Source organism: Hydrogenophaga sp. FW305-3-2-15-A-LB1 (assembly GCF_058787875.1).
The window spans coordinates 59,996-85,902 of the sequence record NZ_JBYTAE010000010.1 but is presented as its reverse complement, the minus strand read 5'-3'; the positions used below and the strand labels follow the sequence as shown (position 1 = coordinate 85,902).

The 25,907-nt window shown below is 67.1% G+C and carries 21 protein-coding genes; 15 read left to right on the top strand and 6 right to left on the bottom strand.

From position 1 onward, the window contains the following. The first annotated feature begins 175 nt into the window (after nt 1-175). The 5 genes from AC3WPZ_RS04930 to AC3WPZ_RS04910 all read left to right on the top strand — a co-directional run bounded on the left by AC3WPZ_RS04930 (nt 176) and on the right by AC3WPZ_RS04910 (nt 5,720). Nucleotides 176-1,018 carry a GNAT family N-acetyltransferase gene (locus AC3WPZ_RS04930; protein ID WP_444686708.1) on the top strand — a complete coding sequence of 281 codons (843 nt, stop codon included), beginning with the start codon at nt 176-178 and terminating at the stop codon, nt 1,016-1,018. Next, on the top strand, nt 1,018-1,932 hold the full coding sequence (locus AC3WPZ_RS04925) for a UDP-2,3-diacylglucosamine diphosphatase (RefSeq protein ID WP_382157382.1): 915 nt from the start codon (nt 1,018-1,020) through the stop codon (nt 1,930-1,932). The genes AC3WPZ_RS04930 and AC3WPZ_RS04925 overlap by 1 nt, the downstream gene beginning before the upstream one ends. Before the next feature lie 30 nt (nt 1,933-1,962). After that, complete coding sequence (locus AC3WPZ_RS04920; protein WP_382157384.1) at nt 1,963-3,063, top strand: glycosyltransferase family 4 protein; 1,101 nt, start codon at nt 1,963-1,965, stop codon at nt 3,061-3,063. A gap of 76 nt (nt 3,064-3,139) precedes the next feature. Further along, nucleotides 3,140-5,218 carry a polyphosphate kinase 1 gene (gene ppk1, locus AC3WPZ_RS04915; protein WP_382325189.1) on the top strand — a complete coding sequence of 693 codons (2,079 nt, stop codon included), beginning with the start codon at nt 3,140-3,142 and terminating at the stop codon, nt 5,216-5,218. Between the two features lie 19 nt (nt 5,219-5,237). Then, the gene (locus AC3WPZ_RS04910; RefSeq protein WP_444686707.1) at nt 5,238-5,720 is read left to right on the top strand and encodes a SixA phosphatase family protein; all 483 of its coding nucleotides are present in this window, start codon (nt 5,238-5,240) and stop codon (nt 5,718-5,720) included. Here AC3WPZ_RS04910 and AC3WPZ_RS04905 read toward each other — a convergent pair whose 3' ends face one another. Continuing rightward, nucleotides 5,721-6,212, bottom strand: a complete 492-nt coding sequence (locus tag AC3WPZ_RS04905; RefSeq protein ID WP_444686706.1) for a hypothetical protein — start codon at nt 6,210-6,212, stop codon at nt 5,721-5,723. 99 nt (nt 6,213-6,311) lie between these two features. Beyond that, a complete protein-coding gene (gene ppx / locus AC3WPZ_RS04900; RefSeq protein ID WP_444686705.1) occupies nt 6,312-7,796 on the bottom strand; it encodes an exopolyphosphatase in 1,485 nt (494 codons plus the stop codon). A 210-nt stretch (nt 7,797-8,006) separates the two neighbouring features. On the opposite strand from ppx, the gene pstS reads away from it, so the two are divergent. The 7 genes from pstS to phoR all read left to right on the top strand — a co-directional run bounded on the left by pstS (nt 8,007) and on the right by phoR (nt 14,609). Beyond that, nucleotides 8,007-9,038: a phosphate ABC transporter substrate-binding protein PstS gene (pstS, locus tag AC3WPZ_RS04895; protein ID WP_382157395.1), complete on the top strand. Its 1,032-nt coding sequence runs from the start codon at nt 8,007-8,009 to the stop codon at nt 9,036-9,038. A 108-nt stretch (nt 9,039-9,146) separates the two neighbouring features. Continuing rightward, nucleotides 9,147-10,127, top strand: coding sequence for a phosphate ABC transporter permease subunit PstC (gene pstC, locus AC3WPZ_RS04890; protein ID WP_382157397.1), 981 nt, complete (start codon nt 9,147-9,149; stop codon nt 10,125-10,127). A gap of 11 nt (nt 10,128-10,138) precedes the next feature. Next, nucleotides 10,139-10,993 carry a phosphate ABC transporter permease PstA gene (pstA, locus tag AC3WPZ_RS04885; RefSeq protein ID WP_382157399.1) on the top strand — a complete coding sequence of 285 codons (855 nt, stop codon included), beginning with the start codon at nt 10,139-10,141 and terminating at the stop codon, nt 10,991-10,993. 42 nt (nt 10,994-11,035) lie between these two features. Further along, a complete protein-coding gene (gene pstB / locus AC3WPZ_RS04880; protein WP_382157401.1) occupies nt 11,036-11,830 on the top strand; it encodes a phosphate ABC transporter ATP-binding protein PstB in 795 nt (264 codons plus the stop codon). 33 nt (nt 11,831-11,863) lie between these two features. Beyond that, on the top strand, nt 11,864-12,565 hold the full coding sequence (gene phoU / locus AC3WPZ_RS04875; protein ID WP_382157403.1) for a phosphate signaling complex protein PhoU: 702 nt from the start codon (nt 11,864-11,866) through the stop codon (nt 12,563-12,565). After that, on the top strand, nt 12,562-13,293 hold the full coding sequence (phoB, locus tag AC3WPZ_RS04870) for a phosphate regulon transcriptional regulator PhoB (protein WP_382157405.1): 732 nt from the start codon (nt 12,562-12,564) through the stop codon (nt 13,291-13,293). The genes phoU and phoB overlap by 4 nt, the downstream gene beginning before the upstream one ends. Then, complete coding sequence (phoR, locus tag AC3WPZ_RS04865) at nt 13,290-14,609, top strand: phosphate regulon sensor histidine kinase PhoR (RefSeq protein ID WP_382326557.1); 1,320 nt, start codon at nt 13,290-13,292, stop codon at nt 14,607-14,609. Before phoB ends, phoR begins: the two co-directional genes overlap by 4 nt. Here the strand turns inward: phoR and AC3WPZ_RS04860 are convergent. The 4 genes from AC3WPZ_RS04860 to trxA all read right to left on the bottom strand — a co-directional run bounded on the left by AC3WPZ_RS04860 (nt 14,599) and on the right by trxA (nt 18,549). Further along, nucleotides 14,599-16,332 (bottom strand): ArnT family glycosyltransferase, encoded by a 1,734-nt coding sequence (locus AC3WPZ_RS04860; protein ID WP_444686704.1) that lies wholly within the window; start codon nt 16,330-16,332, stop codon nt 14,599-14,601. The genes phoR and AC3WPZ_RS04860 overlap by 11 nt on opposite strands. A 96-nt stretch (nt 16,333-16,428) precedes the next feature. Next, nucleotides 16,429-16,683: a type B 50S ribosomal protein L31 gene (locus AC3WPZ_RS04855; RefSeq protein ID WP_382157412.1), complete on the bottom strand. Its 255-nt coding sequence runs from the start codon at nt 16,681-16,683 to the stop codon at nt 16,429-16,431. Between the two features lie 86 nt (nt 16,684-16,769). Continuing rightward, nucleotides 16,770-18,032, bottom strand: a complete 1,263-nt coding sequence (rho, locus tag AC3WPZ_RS04850) for a transcription termination factor Rho (protein WP_159594444.1) — start codon at nt 18,030-18,032, stop codon at nt 16,770-16,772. Between the two features lie 184 nt (nt 18,033-18,216). Continuing rightward, nucleotides 18,217-18,549: a thioredoxin TrxA gene (trxA, locus tag AC3WPZ_RS04845; RefSeq protein ID WP_291120781.1), complete on the bottom strand. Its 333-nt coding sequence runs from the start codon at nt 18,547-18,549 to the stop codon at nt 18,217-18,219. Nucleotides 18,550-18,673: 124 nt separating this feature from the next. On the opposite strand from trxA, the gene AC3WPZ_RS04840 reads away from it, so the two are divergent. From AC3WPZ_RS04840 to AC3WPZ_RS04830, 3 genes are read left to right on the top strand one after another with little or no spacing between them, the layout of a single operon-like run. After that, nucleotides 18,674-21,301, top strand: a complete 2,628-nt coding sequence (locus AC3WPZ_RS04840; protein WP_444686703.1) for a PD-(D/E)XK nuclease family protein — start codon at nt 18,674-18,676, stop codon at nt 21,299-21,301. Continuing rightward, nucleotides 21,298-24,648 carry a UvrD-helicase domain-containing protein gene (locus AC3WPZ_RS04835; RefSeq protein WP_444686702.1) on the top strand — a complete coding sequence of 1,117 codons (3,351 nt, stop codon included), beginning with the start codon at nt 21,298-21,300 and terminating at the stop codon, nt 24,646-24,648. Before AC3WPZ_RS04840 ends, AC3WPZ_RS04835 begins: the two co-directional genes overlap by 4 nt. Continuing rightward, entirely contained in the window at nt 24,645-25,907 is a 1,263-nt protein-coding gene (locus AC3WPZ_RS04830; protein ID WP_492438426.1) for a TIGR03862 family flavoprotein, read from the top strand. Before AC3WPZ_RS04835 ends, AC3WPZ_RS04830 begins: the two co-directional genes overlap by 4 nt.

The following is a 25,907-nucleotide window of genomic DNA, read 5'->3' as shown; positions in this document are numbered from 1 at the left end:
GGGTTGGGATTCACAGCTTCGTATTCTGGCAGGCCCCCTGGGGGTGGGCCGTTGTCACCAAAACTTCATGCGATTGCCATGCGGGAGACACCCGTGGTTCGCACACTGCCTGTTCATGACCACAGCTTCACTCAACTCCGCGCCCCCGGTGGGCGCACTGACCCAGGAGCCCGCCATGAAAGAACTGCCCACCCCCACGCTGGACCTTTCGCCGGTCTCGTTGCCACGGGGGTCACTTCATCCCCGCCCGATTTTCTCGCCAGCGCCGCAGCCCGTCAGCGGTGGCATCGCCGTCTCCTGGGCGCGGCATCTGGACGAGGTTCGTGAAGCGCAAAGGCTGAGGTTCGACGTGTTCGCCACCGAAATGGGCGCGCGCCTGCCGCAGCAGGTGCCCGGCCACGACGTGGACCTGTTCGACGATTTCTGCGAACACCTGCTGGTGCGCGATGCCACCACCCAGCGCGTGATCGGCACCTACCGCGTGCTGACCCCGGCCCAGGCCAAGCGCGTGGGCAGCACCTACAGCGACACCGAATTCGACCTGACCCGCCTGCGCGCCGTGCGCGAGCGCATGGTCGAACTGGGCCGCAGCTGCGTGCACCCCGATCACCGCCATGGTGGCGTGATCATGGCACTGTGGGGCGCGCTGGCCGAGTTCATGGTGCGCAACCAGCTCGATACCATGATCGGCTGCGCCAGCATCCCGATGCAGCACGAAGGCCCGCACGGCATGGTGGGCGGGGGCCATGCGGCGGCCAGCATCTGGCGGCAGGTGAAGGCGACGCACCTGGCCCCCATCGACTGCCACGTGCGGCCCCGCCTGCCACTGCCGATCGAGCAGCTCGACGACACACTCGACGTGGAGCCGCCCGCGCTGATCAAGGGCTACCTGCGCCTGGGCGCCAAGGTGCTGGGCCCTCCCGCCTGGGACCCGGACTTCAACGCGGCCGATCTGCCCATGCTGATGCGCATCTCGGACCTGCCGGCGCGCTACCGCAAGCATTTCCTGGGGGCCTGATGCGAGCCGCGCTCGACGTTCTGGGCGGTTGGGCGGTGAAGTCCGGCCTGCCGCAGGCGGGCGGCGTCTGGGCCGCCGGTGGCGGCAGCGACGATGACGCTCAGGAGCCTTCCGAACGTGCCCGCTACCGGGCCGTTTTCATTTCCGACCTGCACCTGGGCACCGCGGGTTGCCAGGCGCGGCCGCTGCTCGATTTCCTCAAGCACCACCCCAGCCACACCCTGTACTTGGTGGGCGACATCATCGACGGCTGGCAACTGCGCCGCAAATGGTATTGGCCGCAGGCGCACAACGACGTGGTGCAGAAGCTGCTGCGGCGCTCGCGCAAGGGCTGCCGCGTGGTGTTCGTGCCGGGCAACCACGACGAATTCGCGCGCCAGTTCGACGGCCACAACTTCGGCGGCATCGAGGTCGCGAACGAGGCCGTGCACACCACGGCCGACGGCCAGCGCCTGTGGGTGGTGCACGGCGACCACTTCGACGGCGTGATCCAGTGCGCCAAGTGGCTGGCCTACCTGGGCGACAACGCCTACGAACTCACGCTGCGCCTGAACCGCCACCTCAATTCGCTGCGCGCGCGCCTGGGCCTGCCCTACTGGTCGCTCTCGCAGTACCTCAAGCACAAGGTCAAGAGCGCGCTGAACTACGTGACCGACTTCGAGCGCGCGGTGGCGGCCGAAGCCCGCTCGCGCGGCTACCAGGGCGTCGTCTGCGGCCACATCCACCGGGCGGAAATGCGGCACATCGACGGCACGCTGTACTGCAACGACGGTGACTGGGTGGAGAGCCTGACCGCGCTGGTGGAGCATCTGGATGGCCGCCTCGAGCTGGTGCACTGGAGCGAGCAGGCCACAACGCCGCTGTCCCACGAGGAGCGGTCGCCAGAACCGCAGACCGAGGGCCAACCGTCCTGAGTCGGCTTGCGCCAGGGGGAGACGCATCGCATGAAAATCCTGATCGTGACCGACGCCTGGCAACCCCAGGTCAACGGCGTGGTGACCACGCTTGTGGAACTGGCGCGGCAGCTGCAGGCCAGCGACCACGAGGTGGTGGTGATCCACCCGGGCCAGTTCCGCACGCGGCCTTGCCCTGGTTATGCAGGCATCGACGTCGCGCTGTTTCCCGGCCGCCGCATGCGCGAATTGATCAACGCGGCCGAACCGGACGCGATCCACATCGCCACCGAAGGCCCGCTGGGCTGGGCCGCGCGGCGCCATTGCCTGCGCCGCAAACTGGCGTTCACCACCGCCTTCCACACCAAGTTTCCCGAGATCCTGCACGCGGCCCTGGGCGTCCCCGTGTCGTGGGGGTACGCGCTGTGTCGCCGCTTTCACCGCCCCAGCAGCGGCGTGATGGTGCCCACGCAGGGCGTGCTCGACATGCTCAAGGCGCGGGGTTTTGGCCAATTGCGCGCCTGGACGCACGGCGTGGACACGCGCCTTTTTTCGCTGACGGACCCTCCCACCAGCTATGCGCCGCTGGGGCCGCTGGCGCACCCCGTCAGCCTGTTCGTGGGCCGCCTGTCCTACGAGAAGAACATCGATGCCTTCCTGCGCATGGACCTGCCGGGCAGCAAGGTGGTGTGCGGTGTGGGGCCGTTGACCTCGGCGTTGCGCCAGCGCTACCCGAATGTGCATTGGCTCGGGGTGCTGCCCCGCCATGAGCTGGCGCAGGTGTACGCCGCGGCGGACGTGTTCGTGTTTCCCAGTCGCAGCGAGACCTTTGGCCTGGTGATGCTCGAGGCCATGGCTTGTGGCGTGCCGGTGGCCGCCTACCCGGTGGACGGCCCCCTGCAGGTGATTGGCAACAGCGGGGCCGGTGCCCTGCGCGACGATCTGCGCGAGGCCTGGAAGGACGCGCTCAAGGTCAAACGCCACGAAGCGCGGGATCGCGCCCTCCAGTTCGGATGGGGGCGGGCGGCGACGCTGTTCGTGTCCCACCTCAGCGTCCTGCCCCGGCCCCGCCGACCGAGGTCCGCGGTTCGCGCCATGAAGGAGGTGGATGGCACGGTACTGTCACACAAACGTCATCCAATCGTTGAATAATCGACACATGGTGCGCCAGGGATCACCGGCCGGGAGCGGCGGGCAGCAGGCGAACCCTTCGATTCCAGCGGCATCCATGAGCGGCAACACCCTGCATCAGAAGCTACCCCTCCTCGATCGCGATCACAGCATCCTCGCCTTCAACGAACGCGTGATGGACTGGGCGCGCCGGGCCGACGTGCCGTTGCTGGAGCGCCTGCGCTACCTGAGCATCGTCTCCAGCAACCTGGACGAGTTCTTCGAAGTCCGCGTGGCGCCCCACCTGACGGCGGCGCGGGCCAACGAACAGCGCGGCCCCTTCACCTCGCTGTCCTACGAACAGCTCTCGGACAAGGTGCATTCGCTGGTGGCCCAGCAATACGCCATCTACAACGACGAGTTGCTGCCGCTGCTGGAGAAGAAGGGCATCAAGCTGATCTCGCACGGCGAGCGCAATCCGCGCCAGCGCCGCTGGGTCAAGGAGTTCTTCATCAAGGAAGTGCAGCCGCTGCTGATGCCGGTGGGGCTGGACCCGGCCCATCCGTTCCCGCAGGTGGCGAACAAGTCGCTCAACTTCATCGTGCGCCTCACGGGCAAGGACGCTTTCGGCCGCGAGAACGAGATCGCCATCGTGAAGGTGCCGCGCATCCTGCCGCGCTTCTTCCGCATGCCTCCGGTCAAGGGCTCCAAGCAGACGCACTTCGTCTCCATCTCCAGCCTGATCCGTTCGCACCTGAACGACCTGTTTCCCGGGCGCCAGGTGACCGAGTTTTCCCAGTTCCGTGTCACCCGCCATTCCGATCTGGCGGTGGACGAGGAAGAGGTGAAGAACCTGCGCACCGCTTTGCGCAAGGGCTTGCAGCAGCGCCACTATGGCCAGGCCCTGCGGCTGGAGGTCTCGGCCGGCTGCTCGATCCACCTCTCCAACTTCCTGCTGGAGCAGTTCGCGCTGACCGAGCGGGCGCTGTACCGCGTGCCCGGCCCGGTCAACCTCGTGCGGCTGAACCAGCTGATCGACCAGGTCGAAGCACCCGCGCTGCGCTTCGAGACCTACAGCGCGGGCTGGCCGGCCCAGCTCACACCCGGGCAGTCGTACTTCGAGCGCCTGCGGCAGGGCGACGTGCTCATCCACCAGCCCTTCGAGAGTTTCGATGCGGTGCTGGGCTTCCTGCGCGAAGCGGTGGAAGACCCCGACGTGCTGGCCATCAAGCAGACCATCTACCGCACGGGCGCCAAGTCGGAGCTGATGAACCTGCTGCGCGAAGCCGTGCGCCGTGGCAAGGAAGTGACGGCGGTGGTGGAACTCAAGGCGCGCTTCGACGAAGAGGCCAACATCAACTACGCCGAACGGCTGGAGTCGGTGGGTGCCCAGGTGGTCTATGGCGTGGTGGGCCTCAAGACGCACGCCAAGATGCTGCTGGTCACGCGCCGCGAGGCCACGGGCCTGCGCCGCTACGCGCACCTGTCCACCGGCAACTACAACCCCGGCACGGCGCGCCTCTACACCGACCTGAGCTACCTCACGGCCGATGACGCGCTCACCGCCGACCTGGAGCAGATCTTTCTGCACCTGGCGAGCCAGAACCGCCTGCCCAAGCTCAACAAGGCCCTGATCGCGCCGTTCCATCTTCACAAGGCCATGCTCGACAAGGTGGAGGCCGCAGGTGCCGCCGCCAAGGCCGGGCAGGACGCGCGCATCGTTCTGAAGATGAACGCCCTGACCGACGAGCCGATGGCGCGTGCGTTGGCCGTGGCCTCCCAGCAGGGTGTGAAGATCGACCTGATCGTGCGCGGCGCCTGCATCCTGCCCGCGCAGGTGCCGGGCTTCACCGACAACGTGCACGTGCGCTCGGTGATCGGGCGCCTGCTGGAGCATTCCCGGGTGTTCTACTTCCGCACCGGCGAGGTGGAGGAGCTCTGGCTCTCCAGCGCCGACTGGATGAACCGCAACATGCTGCGGCGCATCGAACTCGCGTGGCCCGTGACCGACAGCGCGCTGCGCCATCGCATCATCGACGAGTGCCTGCAGGCCTACCTGCACGACACCAAGGACGCCTGGCTGCTGCGGCCGGACGGCAGCTACGTGCCGGCCGGGGCCAACGGCAACGGCCGGGGCCGCATCACCTTGCATTCGGCGCAGGCCAGCCTGATGGCCCTGTATGGCAGCAAAGGCTGACGACATGGAAAACCGGACCATGGACCTGATTCTGTGGCGGCATGCCGAGGCGCACGACCACCCCGAGCCATTGACCGGGCGACCCGGTGATCCCCAGGATCTGGCGCGCCGGCTGACCCCGCGCGGCGAAAAACAGGCCACCCGCATGGCCGCCTGGCTGGATCGGCAACTGCCCGATGGCGCCCGCATCTGGAGCAGCCCGGCGGTGCGCTGTGAAGAGACGGTGCTGGCGCTGGGCCGCAAGTACAAGCTGCGCGACGACCTCTCACCCGACGGCGACCCGCTGGCCTTGCTGGAGCTGGTGCAATGGCCCTACGGCAAGTCGCCGGTGGTGGTGGTCGGCCATCAGCCCACGCTGGGGCGCGTGGTGGCCCGCCTGCTGGGCCTGACCGAAGAGGACTGTTCGGTGAAGAAGGGCGCCGTGTGGTGGCTGCGCCACCGCGAGCGCGATGGCGTGGGCCAGACCGTGGTGGTCACGGTGCAGACGCCCGAGCTGATCTGATCAGACGGCTTTTTTGGCGGGTGCCGCGCGGCGGACCACCGGGCGCTTGACGGCGGCCTTGGGTGCGGGGGCCGATTTTTTTGCGCTTGCTTTCTTGGCCACGGGCTTGGCGGCAGGGGATGCCGCCTTGGCAGCAGGCAGGGCGACAGCGGGTGCGGCCGGCTTGGCAGTCGCCTTGGTCGCGGGTTTCGCGGCCCTTTTGGCGGTGGGCTTTGCCGCGGGCTTGGTGGCCGCCGGCTTGTCGGTCACCGTCGGGCGGCCCGTCTTGAGCGTGGGCACGGCAGCGAGGGCCACCTTGTAGGCTGCGTCGTTCAGGCCTTGCAACACCATCAAACCAGCGCGCAGCAGTTCGCTTTTCTTGACGCTGGAGCCCAGTGCGATCGCACGGGTCTTGAGCTGGTCGATGGCGGCGAACTCGGTCTTGGGGATGGTGAAGCTGTCGCGCACCAGCTTGGGTTTCTTGGGGCTGGTTTTGTTGCTCTGACTGGCCATGAATGCACTCCGGGGATGACAAAAGGGGCCGGAGTATAAACCGTATATACCGTTTCCCGTCTACCTCGGAACAGTGACAGCTGTGTGACAGTGTGGGCGCTACCGGATGTCCGCCGTGAACTTCCAGGCCGACTTCTGCCAGGCCACCACCTCTTCCCCCAGCAGCCAGGCCGACTGCGGGTAGCGTTTGGCCCATCCCGGGTTGGTCGAGAGCTTGAAGGCGCGCGACTTGTAGCTCAGCTTGACCGATTGGTACTCCGGCATCTGGCGCGCGTGGCAGAGCAGCACGGCCAGGCGCAGCGCCATGAGCTGCTTGGCGAACAGCTCGTCCATCAGGGCGTCTTCGAGTTTGCGCAGCTTGCCGCGTTGGCCCATCACCAGCTGGCTCATGCGGTGCAGTTCGGGCAGGGAAAAGCCCGGGGCATCCATGTTGTCCAGGATGTACGCGCCGTGGTGGTGGGAGCGTTCGTGCGAGATGTGCGTGCCGATCTCGTGCAGGCGTGCCGCCCACGCCAGTTTCTGCGAGTAGCGCTCGTTCTGTGCGTCGAGCGCCGCGATCTGGGCGAAGAGGGCGGTGCTGACCTCGCTGACCCGCTGGGCCTGCACATCGTCGGCCGAGAAACGGTGGGCCAGCCAGCGCACGGTGCGCTCGCGCACGTCGCCGCCGTCGGTGTCGCGATCGATCAGGTCGTAGAGCGCACCGTGGCGCAGCGCGCCCTGGGCCGGCACCATCTGCTCGATGCCGAAGAGGTCGAAGATGGCGCGCAGCACGCTCACGCCGCCACCGATCACTGGGCGCCGGTCGTCTTTCAGGCCCTCGAGGCGCAACTGGTCGGCGCTGCCGGCCTTGATCATCCGCTCGGTCAGCCAGTCCAGCCCGGCGCGCGTGACCACGCCGGAGGCCCAGCCATTGGCCGACAGCATGTCGGCGACCGCCCCCACGGTACCCGAGGAACCGTAGGCGATGGTCCATTCGGGCGGGGGGAATTTGTCCAGCGCCTCGTCGATCACGGCCTTGGCCGCCACTTCAGCGGTCTTGAAGGCCGATGCGGTGAACTGGCCGCGCGGAAAATAACGCGTGGACCAGGCCACGCTGCCCAGCCGGTACGACTCCATGGCGCGCGCCGTGTAGCCCTGGCCCAGGATCATCTCGGTCGAGCGCCCGCCGATGTCCACCACCAGGCGCTTTTCGTCCGAGTGGGGCAGCAGGCGGGACACGCCCTGGTAGATCAGGCGGGCTTCTTCATGGCCCGACACCACGTCGATCGAGAACCCCAGGATGGCCTGGGCGTTGCGCAGGAACTCGTCGCGGTTTTTCGCTTCGCGCAGGGTCTGAGTGGCCACGGCCCGGACCTGCTGTTTCTTGAAGCCGTGCAGCCGCTCGGCGAACCGTGCCAGGCACTCCCAGCCGCGCTCCATGGCGGCCTGGCTGAGGTTCTTTTCCTCGTCCAGCCCGGTGCCCTGGCGCACGGTTTCCTTCAGGTATTCGATGCGCTCGATGTGGCCCGAGTGGTAACGGCCGATCTCCAGCCGGAAACTGTTGGAGCCGAGGTCGATGGCGGCGAGGAGGGTTCCGTTTTGCATGCGAGACGACGGCGCGGGGCCGAGGGGTGGCCCCAGGGGCTGGATTGAGCGGGAAAACCCGGATTGTGACGCATGGCCGTGAAGCGCCGCCTGTCGGTGGTCTCAGGAATGATCGCCTGTTGTGTGACAAGCGTTCGATGTCACATGGATGTCATATTGCCTGCCTAAAGTCCTCCTTGTTCTGAATCCCCAACCGCTAGGAGTCACTTCATGATCAACAAACGAATTTTCCTCAAGACCGTGGCCGCAGCCGCCATGGCGACCGCTGGCATGGGTTCCGCACTGGCCGCCGACATCACCGGCGCAGGCGCTTCTTTCCCCTACCCGATCTATGGCAAGTGGGCTGAGGCCTACAAGAAAGAAACCAACGTTGGCCTGAACTACCAGTCCATCGGTTCTTCGGGTGGCATCCGCCAGATCAAGGCCAAAACTGTGGCCTTTGGTGCTACCGATGCCCCTGTCTCCGGTGAAGACCTCGACAAAGACGGCATGGTGCAATTCCCCGCCATCATTGGTGGCACGGTGCCCGTGATCAACCTCGAAGGCTTCAAGCCGGGCGAACTGCGCGTGACCGGCCCCGTGCTGGCCGACATGTTCCTGGGCACCATCACCAAGTGGAACGACCCCAAGCTGGCCGCCCTGAACCCCGGCAAAGCGCTGCCTGACCAGGCCATCACCGTCATCCACCGCTCGGACGGCTCGGGCACCACCTTCAACTTCACCGACTACCTGTCCACCGTCAGCAAGGACTGGGCCGACAAGGTGGGCAAGGGCGCCGCCGTGAAATGGCCGGCCGCTTCCTCCGTCGGCGGCAAGGGCAACGAAGGCGTGGCCGCCAACGTGACCCGTGTGAAGGGTTCGCTGGGTTACGTGGAATACGCGTACACCAAGAAGAACAACATGCCTTTCCTGCAACTGCAGAACAAGGACGGCAAGTACGTGAGCCCGGACGACAAGTCGTTCGCCGCCGCGGCTGCTGGCGTGAACTGGTTCAGCGTGCCGGGCATGGGCGTGTCCATGGTCGATGCCAAGGGCGCCGACAGCTGGCCCATCAGCACCGCCTCGTTCATCCTGATGTACAAGCAGCCGACCGACAAGGCCCAGTCCGCCGAAGTGCTGAAGTTCTTCGACTGGTCCTTCAAGAGCGGCAAGCAGATGGCCGCCGACCTGGACTACGTGGCCCTGCCCGACAGCCTGACGAACGAGATCCGTTCCAAGGTCTGGTCGCAGATCCAGAAGTAATCAGCAACCGACTTGTCCGATGACATCCGCCGGCTGGAAAGGGCTGGCCGGCGGATCCCGTTGTTCTCAGGATCACAATACGGAGTCAACATGAGCGTGGGAACAACCATGAGTTCGAAATCTGCGCCGGCAGCGTCCGGCAACCCCAGCATGGTGTCGATTGCCAAACGGCAACGCATCGAGGACATCTTCTTTCACCGGGTCACCCAGGGCTTCTCGCTGCTGGTGCTGGTGGCCCTGATGGGCATCATCATTTCCCTGTTTGTCAATGCCTGGCCGGCTTTCCAGAAGTTCGGCCTGGGTTTCGTCTGGCGTGTCGAATGGGACGTCGTCAACGAGGAGTTCGGCGCCGCGATCGCCATCGTGGGCACGCTGGCCAGCGCCGGCATCGCCTTGCTGATTGCCGTTCCCCTGGCCTTCGGCATCGCGCTTTTCCTGACCGAAAACTGCCCCGTCTGGCTGCGCCGCCCCCTGGGCACGGCCGTTGAGCTGCTGGCGGCCGTGCCGTCCATCATCTACGGCATGTTCGGTCTGTTCGTCTTCGCACCCCTGTTCGCCGACTACGTGCAGCCCGGCATGCAAGGCCTGCTGGGCTCGATGCCGCTGATCGGGCCCCTGTTCGGTGGTGCCACCAACGGCATCGGCATCCTGGCCGCCGGCATCGTGCTGGCCTTCATGGTGCTGCCCTTCATTGCCGCGGTGATGCGCGACGTGTTCGAGATCGTGCCGCCCATCCTGCGTGAATCGGCCTATGGCCTGGGTTGCACGACCTGGGAGGTGGTGCGCCGCGTGGTGCTGCCCTACACGCAAAAAGGCGTGATCGGCGGGATCATGCTGGGCCTGGGCCGCGCACTGGGGGAGACCATGGCCGTGACCTTCGTGATCGGCAACGCCAACCGCCTACCGACTTCGCTGTTCTCGCCCGGCACCTCGATCGCCTCGACGCTGGCCAACGAGTTCGGTGAAGCGGCCGACTTCCACCTCTCTACCCTGTTCGCCCTCGGTTTCCTGCTCTTCGTCATCACCTTCATCGTGCTGTCAGCTGCCAAGATCATGCTGCTGCGCGCTGAAAAGGCCAAAGGTCTCTGAGACACCACACCATGGAATTCAACCACCGCCTCTACAAGCGCCGCCAGCGCGCCAATGCCATCGGCCTGACCCTGTCCATGGGCGCCATGGTGCTGGGCCTGTTCGTGCTGCTCTGGATCCTCAGCGTGCTGTTCAGCAACGGCCTGGCCGCGCTGGACTGGAACATGTTCACCCAGTCCACGCCGGCGCCGGGCACGGATGGCGGCGGCCTGGCCAACGCCATCGTCGGCAGCCTGATGATGGTGGGCTTCTCGGTGCTGGTTTCCACGCCCATCGGCATCTTTGCCGGCGTGTACCTGGCCGAGTACGGCGATACCAGCAAGACCGCCGAGCTCACGCGTTTCGTGACCGACATCATGCTGTCGGCCCCTTCCATCGTGCTGGGCTTGTTCGTGTACGCCATCGCCGTGGCCACGCTGGGCAACTTCTCCGGCTGGGCCGGCAGCCTGGCGCTGTCGCTGATCGCGGTGCCTGTGGTGGTTCGCACCACCGAGAACATGCTGCGCCTGGTGCCGGGCAGCCTGCGCGAAGCGGCTTTCGCCCTGGGCGCGCCGCGCTGGAAAGTGGCCACGCTGGTGACGCTGCGCGCGGCCAAGAGCGGCGTGATGACCGGTTTGTTGCTGGCCGTGGCCCGCATCAGCGGCGAAACCGCGCCGCTGCTGTTCACCGCCCTGAACAACCAGTTCTTCAGCACCGATATGGGTGCGCCCATGGCCAACCTGCCAGTGGTGATCTTCCAGTTCGCCCTGAGCCCTTACGACAACTGGATTCGACTGGCCTGGGGGGGCGCGTTGCTGATCACCCTCTCGGTGCTGGCCCTCAACATCGTGGCGCGGGTCTTCCTGCGCGAAAAGAAGGCGGGCTGAGCCCCGTCCCCGCACAACCGAATACCCGACACGGAACCGACCATGCCCAACACCGCCACTGCCTCGGCCGCCACGGCCACCGCCAAGAATGCGCTGGAGCTGCGCAACCTGAACTTCTTCTACGGCAAGTTCCAGGGCCTGAAGAACGTCAACATGAACATCGAGGAGCGCAAGGTCACCGCCTTCATCGGCCCCTCGGGTTGCGGCAAGTCCACGCTGCTGCGCACGCTCAACCGCATGTACAGCCTGTACCCCGGCCAGCGCGCCGAGGGCGAAATCAATTTCTACGGCCAGAACATCCTGGACTCCAAGCAGGACATCAACCTGCTGCGCGCGCGCATCGGCATGGTGTTCCAGAAGCCCACGCCGTTCCCGATGTCGATCTACGACAACATCGCCTTCGGCGTGAAGCTGTACGAAGATCTCAGCCGCGGCGAGATGGACGATCGGGTGGAATGGGCGCTGTCCAAGGCGGCCCTTTGGAACGAGGTCAAGGACAAGCTCAACCAGAGCGGCCTGTCGCTCTCCGGCGGCCAGCAGCAACGCCTGTGCATCGCGCGCAGCGTGGCCGTGAAGCCCTCGGTGCTGCTGCTCGACGAACCCACGTCCGCGCTGGATCCGATCTCCACCGGCAAGGTGGAAGAATTGGTGCACGAGCTCAAGCAGGACTACACCATCGCCATCGTCACGCACAACATGCAGCAGGCTGCCCGCTGCAGCGATTACACCGCCTACATGTACCTGGGCGAGCTGATCGAATTCGGTTCGACCGAGCAGATCTTCTTCAAGCCGAACAAGACGGAGACGGAAGACTACATCACGGGCCGTTTCGGCTGAGCCCGCTCATTCAGCGACCCAAGGAGGCCCTACATGACCGACAAACACATCTCCAGCCAGTTCGACGCCGAGCTGAACTCCATTTCCACGCACGTGCTCGAAATGGGCGGCCTGGTCGAGTCCCAGCTGCACCAGGCGGTCTATGCGCTGATCCACATGAGCCTGGAATCGGCCGAGCAGGTGATGGAGAACGAAAACCGCATCAACCAGATGGAAGTGCAGATCGATCACGAGATCATCTCCACCATCGGCCGTCGCCAGCCCACCGCCCGCGACCTGCGTTTCCTGATGGCCATTTCCCGCACCACGCAGAACCTGGAGCGTGCCGGTGACGAGGTGGCCCGCATCGCCCGCATGGTCAAGTCCATCATCCAGAATGGCTCGCCGCGCAACCTGCCAAGCTCGGAGCTGCGCATGGCCGCCGACCTGGCCGCCGCGCTGCTGCGCAAGTCGCTCGATTCGTTCGCGCGCCTCGACACCGCCATGGCGGTGGCCATCATCAAGGGCGACGACGCGATCGACCACGAGTACAACGGCTTCCTGCGCAAGCTCATCACCTACATGATGGAAGACCCCCGCACCATCTCGCCCAGCCTGGATCTGCTGTTCCTGGCCAAGTCGATCGAGCGTGTGGGCGACCATGCCAAGAACATCGCGGAACAGATCATCTTCATCGTCAAGGGTGAAGACGTGCGGCACGTGCCCATGTCGGCCGTGGAGTCGGTGGTCGGATGAGAAAGCTGCCACGCGTTCTCGTGGTCGAGGACGAACCCTCCATCGCCGAACTGATCGCGGTCAACCTGCGCCACAACGGGTTCGCGCCCACTGTGGTGTTCGATGGCGCCGCTGCCCAGCGCGAGGTGGATGCGGTGCTGCCCGACGTGATCCTGCTCGACTGGATGTTGCCTGGCGAAAGCGGCGCCGTGCTGGCGCGCCAGTGGCGCAAGAACGAACGCACCAAGACCGTGCCCATCCTCATGCTCACCGCGCGCAGCGACGAGAGCGACAAGGTGCAGGGCCTGGATGCCGGTGCCGATGACTACATCACCAAGCCCTTCTCCACCCAGGAGCTGCTCGCGCGCATCCGCGCCGTGCTGCGCCGCCGGGCCCCCGAGATCGTGAACGACTCGGTGCAGGTGGGTGAACTGGCGCTGGATGCCGCCACCTACCGCGTGACCTTCCGGGGTGTGGAACTCAAGGTCGGGCCCACGGAATTCAAGCTGCTGCACTACCTGATGAAACACGCCGAGCGGGTGCACACCCGTGGTACGCTGCTCGACAAGGTCTGGGGAGACCATGTGTTCATCGAGGAGCGTACCGTGGACGTGCACGTCAAGCGATTGAGAGAGTCATTGGGTGAAGCGTCCGGCATGGTGGAAACGGTGCGCGGCGCGGGCTACCGCCTCACGGCGATGAATCACACCGGAAAACCGGCTCAAGGCGCCCCGATCCCGGCCGCATGACCCGTCGTGCCATTGAATTGCTGCTCCTGGTCGCCCTGGGAGCGGTCTGGGGCTGGGCCCATGAGTCGCCCGGTATCACCTTCGCTGGCGGCCTCGTGGGCGCTCTGGTGTGGTCTTTCGTGGATGGCCTGAGGGCACGGCGCGTGATGCGCTGGCTCAACAAGGGCGAGGCGACCCGGGCCCCCAATCTCAGCGGCGCATGGGGCGAGCTCGTGGAGCGCTGCCGCAAGGTCATCAAGAAGCTGGAGAAAAAGGCGCAGAGCAGCGACGCGCGCCTGGAAGATTTCCTGGCCGCCATCCAGGCTTCGCCCAATGGCGTGGTGCTGCTCGATTCTTCCGGACGCATCGAGTGGTCCAACCTCACCGCCGCCAACCACCTCGGCTTCGACCCCCAGCGCGATCTCGGTCAGTACGTGAGGAATCTGGTGCGCAACCCGGCCTTCACCGCTTACCTGGCGGGAGGCGATTTCGGCCACGAGATCCAGATCGACGGGCCTGGCCCACGGCCGTCGCAGCCCACCAAGATTTCGCTGCAGATCCACCCCTATGGCAAGAAGCGCAAGCTGATGATCACGCGCGATGTGACCGCCGTGCAGCTGGCCGAGACGATGCGGCGCGACTTCGTGGCGAACGTGTCGCACGAGATCCGCACGCCGCTCACGGTGCTCAGCGGCTTCGTGGAGACCATGCAGAGCATCCCGCTGGAAGAGGCGGACCGCACGCGTTACCTCGATCTCATGAGCCAGCAGGCCCACCGCATGCAGACCCTGGTGAGCGATTTGCTGACCCTCTCCCGGCTCGAAGGCAGTCCCGCACCCGGGCCGGGCGAGTGGATCGATGCCGACGAGCTGCTGAACCACGTGGTGGCCGAGGCGAGGGGGCTGACGCACGCGATTGCCGCCACGCCGCACGACATCGAACCGTTGGATGGCCCCGATCTCTGGGTCTCGGGTGCCCGCACGGAGTTGCTGAGCGCGATGTCGAACCTGATGAGCAATGCGGTGCGCTACACGCCGGGCGGCGGACGCATCCGCTCGGGCTGGCGGCGGCGTGCGGACGGTTGGGTGGAGTTCTTCGTCAACGACACGGGGCCGGGCGTGGCCGCAGAACACCTGCCGCGCCTGACCGAGCGCTTCTACCGCGTGGACCGCAGCCGTTCGCGGGAAACCGGCGGCACCGGCCTGGGGCTGGCCATCGTCAAGCACGTGGCGCAGCGCCATGGCGGCCACATCGAGGTGCAGAGTGTCCTGGGCGAAGGCTCGACTTTCGCGATTGCCTTGCCCCCGTCGCGGGTGCGCGAGCGCGTCAGCGGCTGACGCGCTGGTAGACCAGCAGGCTTTCCTTGTTGTCGGTCAGCCGACGCACCGTGGCCTTGAAAGCCCATTGTGTGAGGTCGACGCGCTGGTCCAGTGAGCGTTGGTTCTCGGGATCCACCACCAGGCTGCGGCACCGGTTTTCATCCGAGGCACCTGTGCGCACCAACTCCAGGCGGCCGTGGTACTGCAAGGCCGCGATCTGCGCCTGGCTCAGGCCATCGACCAGCACACAACTCTGGGGCGAGACCAGGCGCGCGATGCTCCGCGAGATCGGACCGTAGCTGCGGCCGAAATCCAGCAGAGGCAGCCAGAGCGTCATCAACAACAGCCAGCACAACGTGCTGCCGGCCGCGGGCAGCACCAGGCTCTTCCACAGCGCCTGGCGGTGCCGGCCGACGCGCCAGGCCACGAGCCAGAGCCAGGCGGCCGTCGCGATCGCACCGGCGGCGAAAAGCAGGAAGGAGAACTCGGGCACGAACCCGGGCGCCAGGCGGGCGACGTTGGCGGCGGGCTTGGCGGGAACGCCGGTCTGCATGGCCAGCCAGATCACCCAGATCACCAGCGCACAGCCCGAGAAGAACACCAGCGTGAACCAGTCCACCAGCGCGGCCACGCTGCGGCGCAGGGTGGGCAGGGCGAAGGCCGCCAGCGAAGCCAGCGCGGGCAGGCCCAACAGCAAGGCGCGATCCCGTTCGTCCGACAGCGCGCTGTCCGCGACGCTCACCAGCGCCGCCCACAAGGGCAGCGCCACATGAGGCCGCAGCAACTGGTGGCGCCAGCGCCACAAGGTCCAGAGCACCAGCGGCCAGGCGGGCCAGGTGAACCACACCAGCAGCTTGCCCCAGCTGCGCCATTGCACTTCGGCCCAGGGCGTTTGCAGGGCAGGGGCGGGCACTTGACCGAGGTAAATCGCCACAACGAACACCACCACCAGCGACAGCGCCGCCGACAGCAGCGGGTCGCGCCCCGAGACAGGTGTCTCCAGCAACCAGTCGGTCTGCGGAACGGACGAGGGGGGCGTGCGGCGCGAGAGCCACAGAATCAGAAGCAGTCCACTGGCCAGCAGCACCGCGATCCAGGGCGCGCCGCTGAAGACCAGCCCGAGCACGGCGACACCCCAGGCGAACACGCTGCGCAGCGGCCGACGGCTGCCCGCGTGCGCGAGCCGCGACGCCGCGAACAGCAGCAGCGACACCCAGGCCAGGCGGGCCAGGTCGGGCGTGGTTTCGTGCGAGAGCTGGGCCAGGCCGAGGCAGGCCATGAGTGCCAGCAGGCCTGCATCGGCCAAGGCGCGCGCGTAGTCGGTGGGTTGTGCTTCGCCACCGAAGGCGAAGGCCACCGGTTGCGCGGCGGGTTGGCGTGCCAGGTGGTACACCGTGTACCAGGTGCAGATCAACGTGAGGGCCAGCAGCAAGGCAAACGGGATGCGGACCGCGAAATCGGGTGAGACGAAGGGCAGCAGCCGGATGAAGGCCGCGCCCAGCCAGTAGGGCAGGGGACCGGCTTCTTCGACCGCCAGACCCAGCACCTGGGGACTCCACCAGCCGCTGTGGCCGGCGGCCATTTCCAGCATCACGCCAAATGCGGATACGTCGGCGTTCTTCCAGGGCTCGCGGCCGAGGAAACCGGGCAGCACATAGGCCACGCAGAACAGAATGAGCGCGAGCCGCGGCAGACGGCGCACGGCCGACTGAGTGACGATGGCGGGGGTGGGCTGGTTCACTGCGGCGAATATACAGGGGCGAAAAAAAAGCAGCCGGATCGGGCTGCTTTTCTGAGCAAGGTGCGGACACCCGGGAAAAGCCCGGGCACACGCCGCTTACTTGGCGGTCTTGGCGTAACGGTTGCGGAAGCGCTCGACGCGGCCACCCATGTTGTCCACGCTTTTTTGCGTGCCGGTGTAGAAGGGGTGCGACTCGCTGGAGGTGTCCAGCTTGTACAGCGGCAGCTCGCGGCCGTCTTCCATCTTGATGGTCTCTTTCGTGTTCGCGCAGGAGCGGGTCACGAATTTGAAACCGTTGGAGAGGTCCTGGAAGCAGACTTCGCGGTAGTTGGGGTGGATACCGTCTTTCATGGCGTTTCTTTCAGTTCAGGTGCCGCAGCCGCAACGAAACCGTTTCGTTGTACTTGCCGCAAATAGCAAAGCCTTGGATTATAGCCTTAACCGCCCCGACGCATCATGTCGAAGAATTCGGAGTTGTTCTTGGTCGATTTCATGCTCTTGAGCACCATCTCCATCGCCTCGATTTCGTCCATGTTGTACATGAATTGACGCAGGATGCGGGTTTTTTGCAGAATTTCGGGCTGAAGCAGCAATTCCTCGCGGCGCGTGCCGCTGCGGTTGAGCTGGATCGAGGGGAACACGCGTTTTTCGTACAGGCGGCGGTCCAGGTGGATTTCGCAGTTGCCGGTGCCCTTGAATTCTTCAAAGATCACTTCGTCCATCCGGCTGCCGGTGTCGACCAGGGCCGTGGCGATGATGGTCAGCGAACCACCTTCTTCGATCTTGCGGGCCGCGCCGAAGAAGCGCTTGGGCCGTTGCAGGGCGTTGGCGTCCACGCCGCCGGTGAGCACCTTGCCGCTGGAGGGCAGCACGTTGTTGTAGGCACGGGCCAGGCGGGTGATGGAGTCGAGCATGATCACGACGTCCTTGCCCAGCTCCACCAGGCGCTTGGCGCGCTCGATCACCATCTCGGCCACGTGCACGTGGCGGGCCGCCGGTTCGTCGAAGGTGGAGGCGATGACCTCGCCGCGCACGGTGCGCTGCATCTCGGTCACTTCCTCGGGGCGCTCGTCGACCAGCAGCACCATGAGCACCACCTCGGGGTGGTTGGCCGTGATGGCGTGGCACAGGTGCTGCATCATCACCGTCTTGCCGCTCTTGGGCGGCGCCACGATCAGCGCGCGCTGGCCGCGGCCGATGGGGGCGATGATGTCGATCACGCGGCCGGTGATGTTCTCTTCGCTCTTGATGTCGCGTTCCAGTCGCATCTGTTCCTTGGGGAACAGGGGCGTCAGGTTCTCGAACATGATCTTGTGCTTGTTGTCCTCGGGGGGCAGGCTGTTGATCTTGTCGAGCTTGTTGAGGGCGAAGTAGCGTTCGCCGTCCTTGGGGATGCGCACCTCGCCCTCGATCATGTCGCCGGTGTGCAGGTTGAAGCGGCGGATCTGGCTGGGCGAGATGTAGATGTCGTCGGTGCTCGCCGTGTAGCTGGTGTCCGGGGCCCGCAGGAAGCCGAAACCGTCGGGCAGCACTTCCAGCACGCCGTCCGCATACACCAGTTCACCGCCCTTGGCGCGCTTCTTGATGATGGCGAACATCAGCTCCTGCTTGCGCATGCGGCCAGGGTTTTCGATCTCAAGCGCTTCGGCCTGCTTGAGGACTTCAGACACGTGCAGTGCCTTGAGTTCGTTAAGGTGCATGGAATTCACTCCGAAAGGGAGTTGAGTCAAAACCGGGGGAGGGGGCGCCGGCGTCCGGATGGCGGACGGTGCGCGGAAAGAAGGGCGGGCGTCTGTCAGGCCCGCTGAAGCAAATTATGACAGGAAATAGGGGGCCGGGGAAACCGTGCCCGGGCGTTGCACCCGGGCACCCTTCAGCAAGGCATCAGGCCAGTTGCTGGTCGATGAAGGCGGTGAGCTGCGCCTTGCTCACGGCGCCGACCTTGGTGGCGGCCAGCTGGCCATCCTTGAACAGCATCAGCGTGGGGATGCCGCGGATGCCGAACTTGGCGGGCACGTCGCGGTTGTCGTCCACGTTGAGCTTGGCGATCTTGAGCTTGCCGTTGTACGAGCCGGCCACTTCATCGAGGATCGGCGCAATCATCTTGCAAGGGCCGCACCATTCGGCCCAGAAGTCCACCAGCACCGGCGCTCCGGCCTCCAGCACATCAGCCTGGAAGCTGGCATCGGAAACGTGTTTGATCAGGTCGCTGGCCATGATTCATCCTAAAAGTCGTTGAACGGGGAGGGGTTACAGTTTGGGTCACATGCCAGCAGTTCAAGGTGTTCTCACACCCTCTGAGCGCACGGTCCGCATCATTGTGACAGAAACACCCATTTCCATGACGCCTGTAAGCTCGATCCGAGAGGCCGGTTCGCCGGCCGCGGGAGAGGGCCATCCATCGATGCGCCAATGGGCGCGCTGGATCGCGCACATCGATCAGGCCATGCAGGACCGTGCCGTGCCCGCCAGCCGTGTGGTGGTGCTGGTGTCCTATGCCCAATTGATGGACGCCGGGCGCAAGGCCTGGGCGGCGTCGCACCCGAGCGGGTTTGCCCCGCGTTTCGAATCCAGCCGCAACTGGGCCGCCAGCCTGCGGCCCTTCCTGCCGGGTCCGGGCGATCTGAGCATGGACATGGCACGCGACAGCCTGATGGCCGCGGCCCTGATCGAACGCGTGGCACCCGCGCGTGCCGATGCCGCCTTGCGCGCCATCATGGTGGGCCGCCTCGTGGAGGCCGCGCGACAGCTGGCTCCTTTGGCCGCCGCGCTGCCGCCCGAGGAACGGCTGACCTGGGCCGAACCGCTGCGCGCGTCGCTGGCGCCCGCCGCTTCCTCGTTGTACTGGGAGGGGCTGTTGGCCACGCTGGCGCTGACTTGGGTGAGCACCTCCGCCTATGCCACCGATGTGCTGTGGGCACCGATGGCGCAGCCCGGCGGCCACGCCGATCTGTTGGTGGTGCTGCAGGGCTTTCAGGAAGACCCGCTGGCCATGGCCTTGGCCGCGCGTTGGGGTGAACAATCGCTGGTGTTGTCGCTCGGCGAAATGGACGATGGCGCCAGCGGTTTGCCGGGTCTGCATGCCTGCGGCGACGCGGAAGACGAAGCCCAGCGCGCCGCGGCCTGTGTGATCGCGCAGGTCAACCACGGACACGTGCCGGTGGCGCTGGTGGCCAACGACCGACTGCTCACCCGGCGCGTCAGCGCCATGCTGCACCGTGTGGGTGTGTCGGTGCGCGACGAGACCGGTTGGAAGCTCTCCACCACCCACGCGGCCGCACAACTCATGAGCGTGCTGCGCGCGGTCGATGCGCGCGCCTCGATGGACGATGTGCTGGACCTGCTCAAGCAGGCCAAGGCCTGGCCCGAGGCGCAGGTGCAGCAACTGGAACAGCTCGCGCGCGAAGCGGGTGTGTCGCGCTGGAAGGCCGCGCTGCAGCACGAGCGGCTTGCCGCGGTGATTCCCGAAGGCCTGCCTGCCTGGCTCGAGGGCTTGCAGGTGGGAAGACCCTTGACGATGTGGCTGGGCGACCTGGCCGCGGCGCTCAAGGCCTGTGGCCTGTGGACCTCGTTCGAGAGCGATCCCGCCGGACAACAACTGGTGCAGACCTTGCGTCTGGGCGAAGGCGCGGCCATGGAGCTGGCCGGCGTGACCCAGGCGGTGGAAGGGTCCACGCGCGGTGGTGCGCGCCTGTCCCTCAGCGCCTTCACCGCCTGGGTGCGCGATGTGCTGGAGGGGGCGAGCTTCATGCCCCGCAGCGCGGGCGACGCGGCCGTGGTGGTTCTGCCCATGGCGCAGCTGCTGGGGCGGCCTTTCGCCGCCACCGTGGTGCCGGGTTGCGACGAGACGCACCTGAGTCCCAGCCCAGAGCCACCCGGCGACTGGACGACGGCGCAGCGCGAGTTGCTGGGCCTGTCGTCCCGCGAGGCCTTGGCCCAGGCCTCGGCCAGTGCCTGGCGGGCCACGCTCGCCTTGCCGCATCTGGATCTGCTGTGGCGCACGCAGGAGCGCGGCGAGGCCGTGCTGCCGAGTGCCTGGGTACAGGCGTTGCCGGTGCAACCAGGGGTGGATCCACGTGACCTGCGCCCGCTCACGCCAGCGACCCAACCGAGGCCCACGCCTTCCGCCAGCGATGTGTTGCCCGAGTCGCTCTCGGCCAGCGCCTACCAGGACTTGCGCGATTGCCCCTACCGTTTCTTCGCGCTGCGCCAGCTGCGCCTGGTCGAGGCCGCCGAGCTCGAAGCCGAGCCGGATCAGCGCGACATGGGCAACTGGTTGCACGCGGTGTTGCGCGCCTTCCATGAGCAGCGCGGCGACGCCCGCCCGGGACGCGACGTGGACCAGGCCTGGCTTGACCGGCTGGCCGACGAGACCGCCACCGCCATGGGCTTGAACGCGGGCGAGGGTGGGGCCGGTTTCCTGCCTTACCAGGCGGTGTGGCCCGCGCTGCGCGAGGGCTATCTGGACTGGCTGGCCGGTTTCGAAGCCACCGACGACCGGCCGGGCCCGCGCTTCGTCCAGGCCGAGGCCGAACGCGTCGCGAACGCAGGACCCTGGAAGCTCTACGGCAAGCTGGACCGTATCGATGCGCAGCACAGCCCCGAAGGACCGATTCCCTTCGTGATCGACTACAAGACCGAAAGCCGCAGCAAGACCCACGACCGCGTGAAAGAGCCACTGGAAGACACCCAGCTGGCCTTCTACGCGGCCCTGCTGCCCGACGACAACCTGCGCGCCGCCTACCTCAGCATCACCGACAAACGCGGCGACGGTGGCAAGGACGGCCCCACCTGGCTCGTGGAGCAACCGGACGTGCTGATGGCGCGTGAGCACCTGCAGGCCGGCCTTGCACACGACATGGCGCGCGTGGCCGCCGGCCAGCCCATGCCGGCGCTCGGCGAAGGCCGCGTGTGCGACTTCTGCGCCGCACGGGGCCTGTGCCGCAAAGATTTCTGGACGCCCGCATGACGGCACCCGCCTACCGCATCAACGGCGCGCCCGCCGCGCGCGAAGCCTTCTATGCGCTGGCCTGCGATCCCGCGCGCAGCATTGCCGTGGAAGCCTGTGCCGGCGCGGGCAAGACCTGGATGCTGGTCTCGCGCATCCTGCGCGCGATGCTCGACGGCTGTGCGCCGCAGGACATCCTCGCGATCACTTTCACCAAGAAGGCGGCCGGTGAAATGCGCGACCGGCTCAACGCCGAGCTGCGCCGTTGGGCCACGCTGGCCGACGACGCCTTGGCCAATGAGTTGCGCGCGCGTGGTCTGAGCGAGACCGATGCCCGGCGGCGCGTGCCCGAGGCCCGAGGCCTGTACGCGCGCGTCACCGCCATGGGTCGTCCCGTGCAGGTGCGCACCTTCCACAGCTGGTTCGCCGCGTTGCTGCGCGGAGCGCCGCTGTCGGTGCTGCAGGAACTGCAGTTGCCGGTGCAGTACGAGTTGCTCGAAGACGACGCGCGCGCGGTGGCCCAGGTCTGGCCGCGTTTCTACGCGGCGCTCGCCGCCAGTCCACTCGAGCGAGAGGACTTCATGGCCAGCGTGGCCGAGCACGGCCGCCACCAGACGCTGGTGGCACTGAAAAAGACCCTCGACAAGCGCGTGGAGTTCGCGCTGGCCGATGCGGCGGGTGTGGTCGAGGCATCGGTCGATCCGATGGCGCGGCGCTACCCGGAGTTCGCGGGTTTCGACGAGCCGGTGCAATGGCTGGTGCAGGACGCCCGTGCCGTCACGCTGCTGCGCGAAGCCGCGCAGGCCCTGGGGGGCGCGAGCGCGCCGACCTTCTCCGCCAAGGGCGTCGAGCTGGAGCAGGCGCTGGGCCAGGCCGATGGCACGGGTGCGCTCACGGCCTTGCTCACGCAGAAGGACGAGCCGCGCAAGTTCAGCGACAAGCTCGCCGGCATCGAGGCCGTGCGCGCCGCGCAGCAACTGGCGCTGCGAACGCTCGAAGCCCTGCGCCAGCACCGCGCCTGGTTGCACCACCAGCGCCTCTCGCGCCTGGCCCGCGTGTTGCTCATGAGCTTTGCCGCTTTCAAGCGCGAACGCGGCTGGGTCGACATGAACGACGTGGAAGGCGCGGCACGGCGCCTGCTGGGCGATGCCGAGCTCTCGGGCTGGCTCCAGCAGCGGCTGGACGCGCGCGTGCGCCACGTGCTGATCGACGAATTCCAGGACACCAACCCGCTGCAATGGCAGGCCCTCTACGGCTGGCTCTCGGCCTATGCGGGCGCAGGCCCAGGCGAGGCGCCCTGCGTGTTCCTGGTGGGTGACCCCAAACAATCGATCTACCGCTTCCGCCGCGCCGAGCCGCAGGTCTTCAAGGCGGCGCAGGCCTTCGTGGTGCAAGGCCTGGCCGGAGCGTTGCTCAGTTGCGATCACACGCGCCGCTGTGCGCCTGCGGTGGTGGACGCGCTCAACGCCGCCATGGGGGCGGCGGTGCAGGCCGGCGAATACGGCAGCGACTACCGTCCCCACACCACCGAAAGCACCGCGCAAGGCGAGGTGTTGTGTCTGCCGCAGCTGCCACGCAGCCTGCTGGAGCGAAGCCAATCGGGGAACGATGGCGAGCCCGTGTGGCGCGACAGCCTGACCACGCCGCGCGTGCTGCCCGAAGACAGCCTGGCCGCGCTGGAAGCCGGGCAGGCCGCCGATTGGATCGCCACCGAGGTGGCCGACGGGCGCCTGCTGCCCGACGACATCATGGTGCTGTCGCGCCGCCGCGAGCGGCTGGCCCGGATGCACGAGGCGCTGCTCGGACGCGGCCTGGCCAGCGAACAACCCGAAAAGCTGGAGCTCGGCGAAGCGCCCGCGGTGCAGGACGTGGTGGCGTTGCTGGACGCCATGGTCTCGACCCGGCACGACCTGAGCCTGGCGCGGGCCCTCAAGTCGCCGCTGTGTGGCTGGAGCGACGACGACCTGGCCCAGCTCGCGCGCCTGCGCCAGCGCTGGACGCCGCCGCGCACCGATGGCGCGAGCTCACCAACCCCTCGGCCTTCGTGGTGGGAGGTGCTGCAGCGTTTCGGCGCCTTGCCCTCCGATGAACAAGCGGCGGCCGCCTCCACCCCGGCGCAGGCTGCGCAGTTCCAGGACACCGCGCAGCGCCTCGCGCTCTACCGGGGTTGGCTGCTCAGCTTGCCGCCGCACGATGCGCTGTCCGCCCTCTACGACCATGGGGACGTGCTCGCGCGCTTCGCGCAAGCCGTGCCCGCGAGCCAGCGCGCCGCCGTGCTCGCCCAACTGCGCGACCTGCTGACCCAGTCGCTCGCGCAGGATGGCGGCCGCTTCCTCACCCCGTACCGCTTCGTGCGCGCGCTCAAGGCGGGTGGCATCAAGGCCACCGCGGTGCAGACGCCCGGCGCTGTGCGCCTGCTCACCATCCACGGGGCCAAGGGCCTGGAAGCCCACACCGTGCTCATGCTCGACACCGATTCCGGCTCCGCCCGGCCCGAGAGCATGGGCGTGCTGGTGGACTGGCCGGGCGAAGACCCGCTGCCGCGCCGCTTCGTGTTTCTGGCCAGCGAAAAATCGCCACCCGACTGCGCGGTGGACGCCTTACAGCAGGAGCAGCAGGCGCGCTCGCTGGAGGAGCTCAACGCCCTCTATGTGGCCCTGACGCGCGCCGAGTCGCGGCTGGTGATCTCCAGCTTCGAGCCGCACAAGCGCGGCACCACCACCTGGTACGCACGCTTGCAGCCGCTGGCCGCGCCGCTAGAGGCACCGTTGCCCGCGGCCGACGCCGATGGCCCCCCTTCGGTGCAAGCCCAGGTCTTCCACCTGCCGAGCTTGCCTCCTCTGACTGTGGAGACCGCCTCCGTGGTGAATGCGGAAGTCGCACCGCCCGTGGACGACACCGCCAACCGCATCGGCCTGGCGCTGCACCGCCTGCTGGAATGGCGGCCCACGCCGGCCCAGGGTTTCGATTGGGCACCCGAACACACGCAGGCCGTGGCGCGCGAGTTCGCGCTCGACCCGGCCCAGGCGCGCGATGTGCTCGCCATGGCCCAACGCATCGTGAGCGGCGAGGCTGCCTGGGCCTGGGATGCGGAGGCGCTCAACCACTGGGGCAACGAGGTCGAGCTTTTCCACCAGGGCGAGCTGCTGCGGCTGGACCGCCTGGTGCGCCGCCGCGACAGCGGCGACTGGTGGGTGCTGGACTACAAGAGCGCTGCCCATCCCGAGCGCCAGCCCGAACTGCTCGCGCAGATGGAGGGCTACCGCCAGGCCATGGCGCAGGCCTGGCCGGGTGAAGCCGTGCGGCTCGCCTTCATCAACGCTCAGGGCCGGCTCATCGAGCTGGTCGCTGCATCAAGTTCTTCATGACCGATTCGAGTTCTTTTCTGCCTGTCGATGTGGCTGTCATCGGCGGCGGCCCCGCCGGCCTGATGGCCGCCGAAGTCATGGGCCGCGCCGGCCTCAACGTGCACCTGTTCGACGCCATGCCTTCGGTGGGCCGCAAGTTCCTGCTCGCGGGCAAGGGCGGCATGAACCTCACGCACGCCGAAGCGCTGCCGGCCTTCGTGGGCCGCTACGGCGCGCAGGCAGGCCACCTGCGCCCGCTGCTCGAGACCTTCGGGCCGCAGGCCGTGCGCGACTGGGCCACCGGCCTGGGCATCAGCACGTTCGTGGGCAGCTCGCAGCGCGTCTTTCCCTCCGACATGAAGGCCGCGCCGCTGCTTCGGGCCTGGCTGCACCGGCTGCGCCATCCCGAGTCCGGTGGCACGCCGGTGGGCTTCCACATGCGCCACCGCTGGACGGGCTGGGACGGCACAGCCCTGGTGTTCGACACGCCGCAGGGGCCGCTGCGGGTGCAGTCCCGCGCCACCGTGCTTGCGCTGGGCGGCGCGAGCTGGGCGCGCCTGGGCTCCGACGGTGCCTGGGTGCCCCGGCTGCAAGCCGAGGGCGTTGACGTGGCGCCGCTGCAGCCCAGCAACTGCGGCTTCGACGTGGCGGGCGGCTGGAGCCCTTTCTTCCTGGAGCGTTTCGCGGGCCAGCCGTTCAAGTCGGTGGCCGTGCGGTTCACGGACAGCCTGGGGAACGGTTTTCAGCGCAAGGGCGAATTCGTCGCCACGGCCACCGGTGTCGAAGGCAGCCTGATCTATGCCGTGTCGGGCCTGTTGCGCGATCAGATCGCGCGCGAGGGCCGGGCCACGTTCGAACTGGACCTGCTGCCCGACCGCACGGCCGAACAGGTGCTGGCCCAGGTGGCGCATCCGCGCGGTTCGCGCAGCCTCTCGAGCCACCTCAAGAGCCGGCTCGGCTTGGAGGGCATCAAGATGGCCATCGTCAATGAAATGTTGAGCAAGGACGCGATGCACGAGCCCGCCCGACTGGCCGCCGCGCTCAAGGCCTTGCCCATCACGCTGGCCGCCGCGCGACCCATCGACGAAGCCATCAGCAGCGCAGGCGGCGTGCGCTGGGAGGGGCTGGACGATGGCCTGATGGTGCGGTCGCGACCGGGCCTGTTCTGTGCGGGCGAAATGCTCGACTGGGAAGCGCCCACCGGGGGCTATCTGCTGACGGCCTGCCTGGCCAGTGGGGTGGCGGCCGGTGAGGGCGTGCGCCGCTGGCTGGCCACCTGA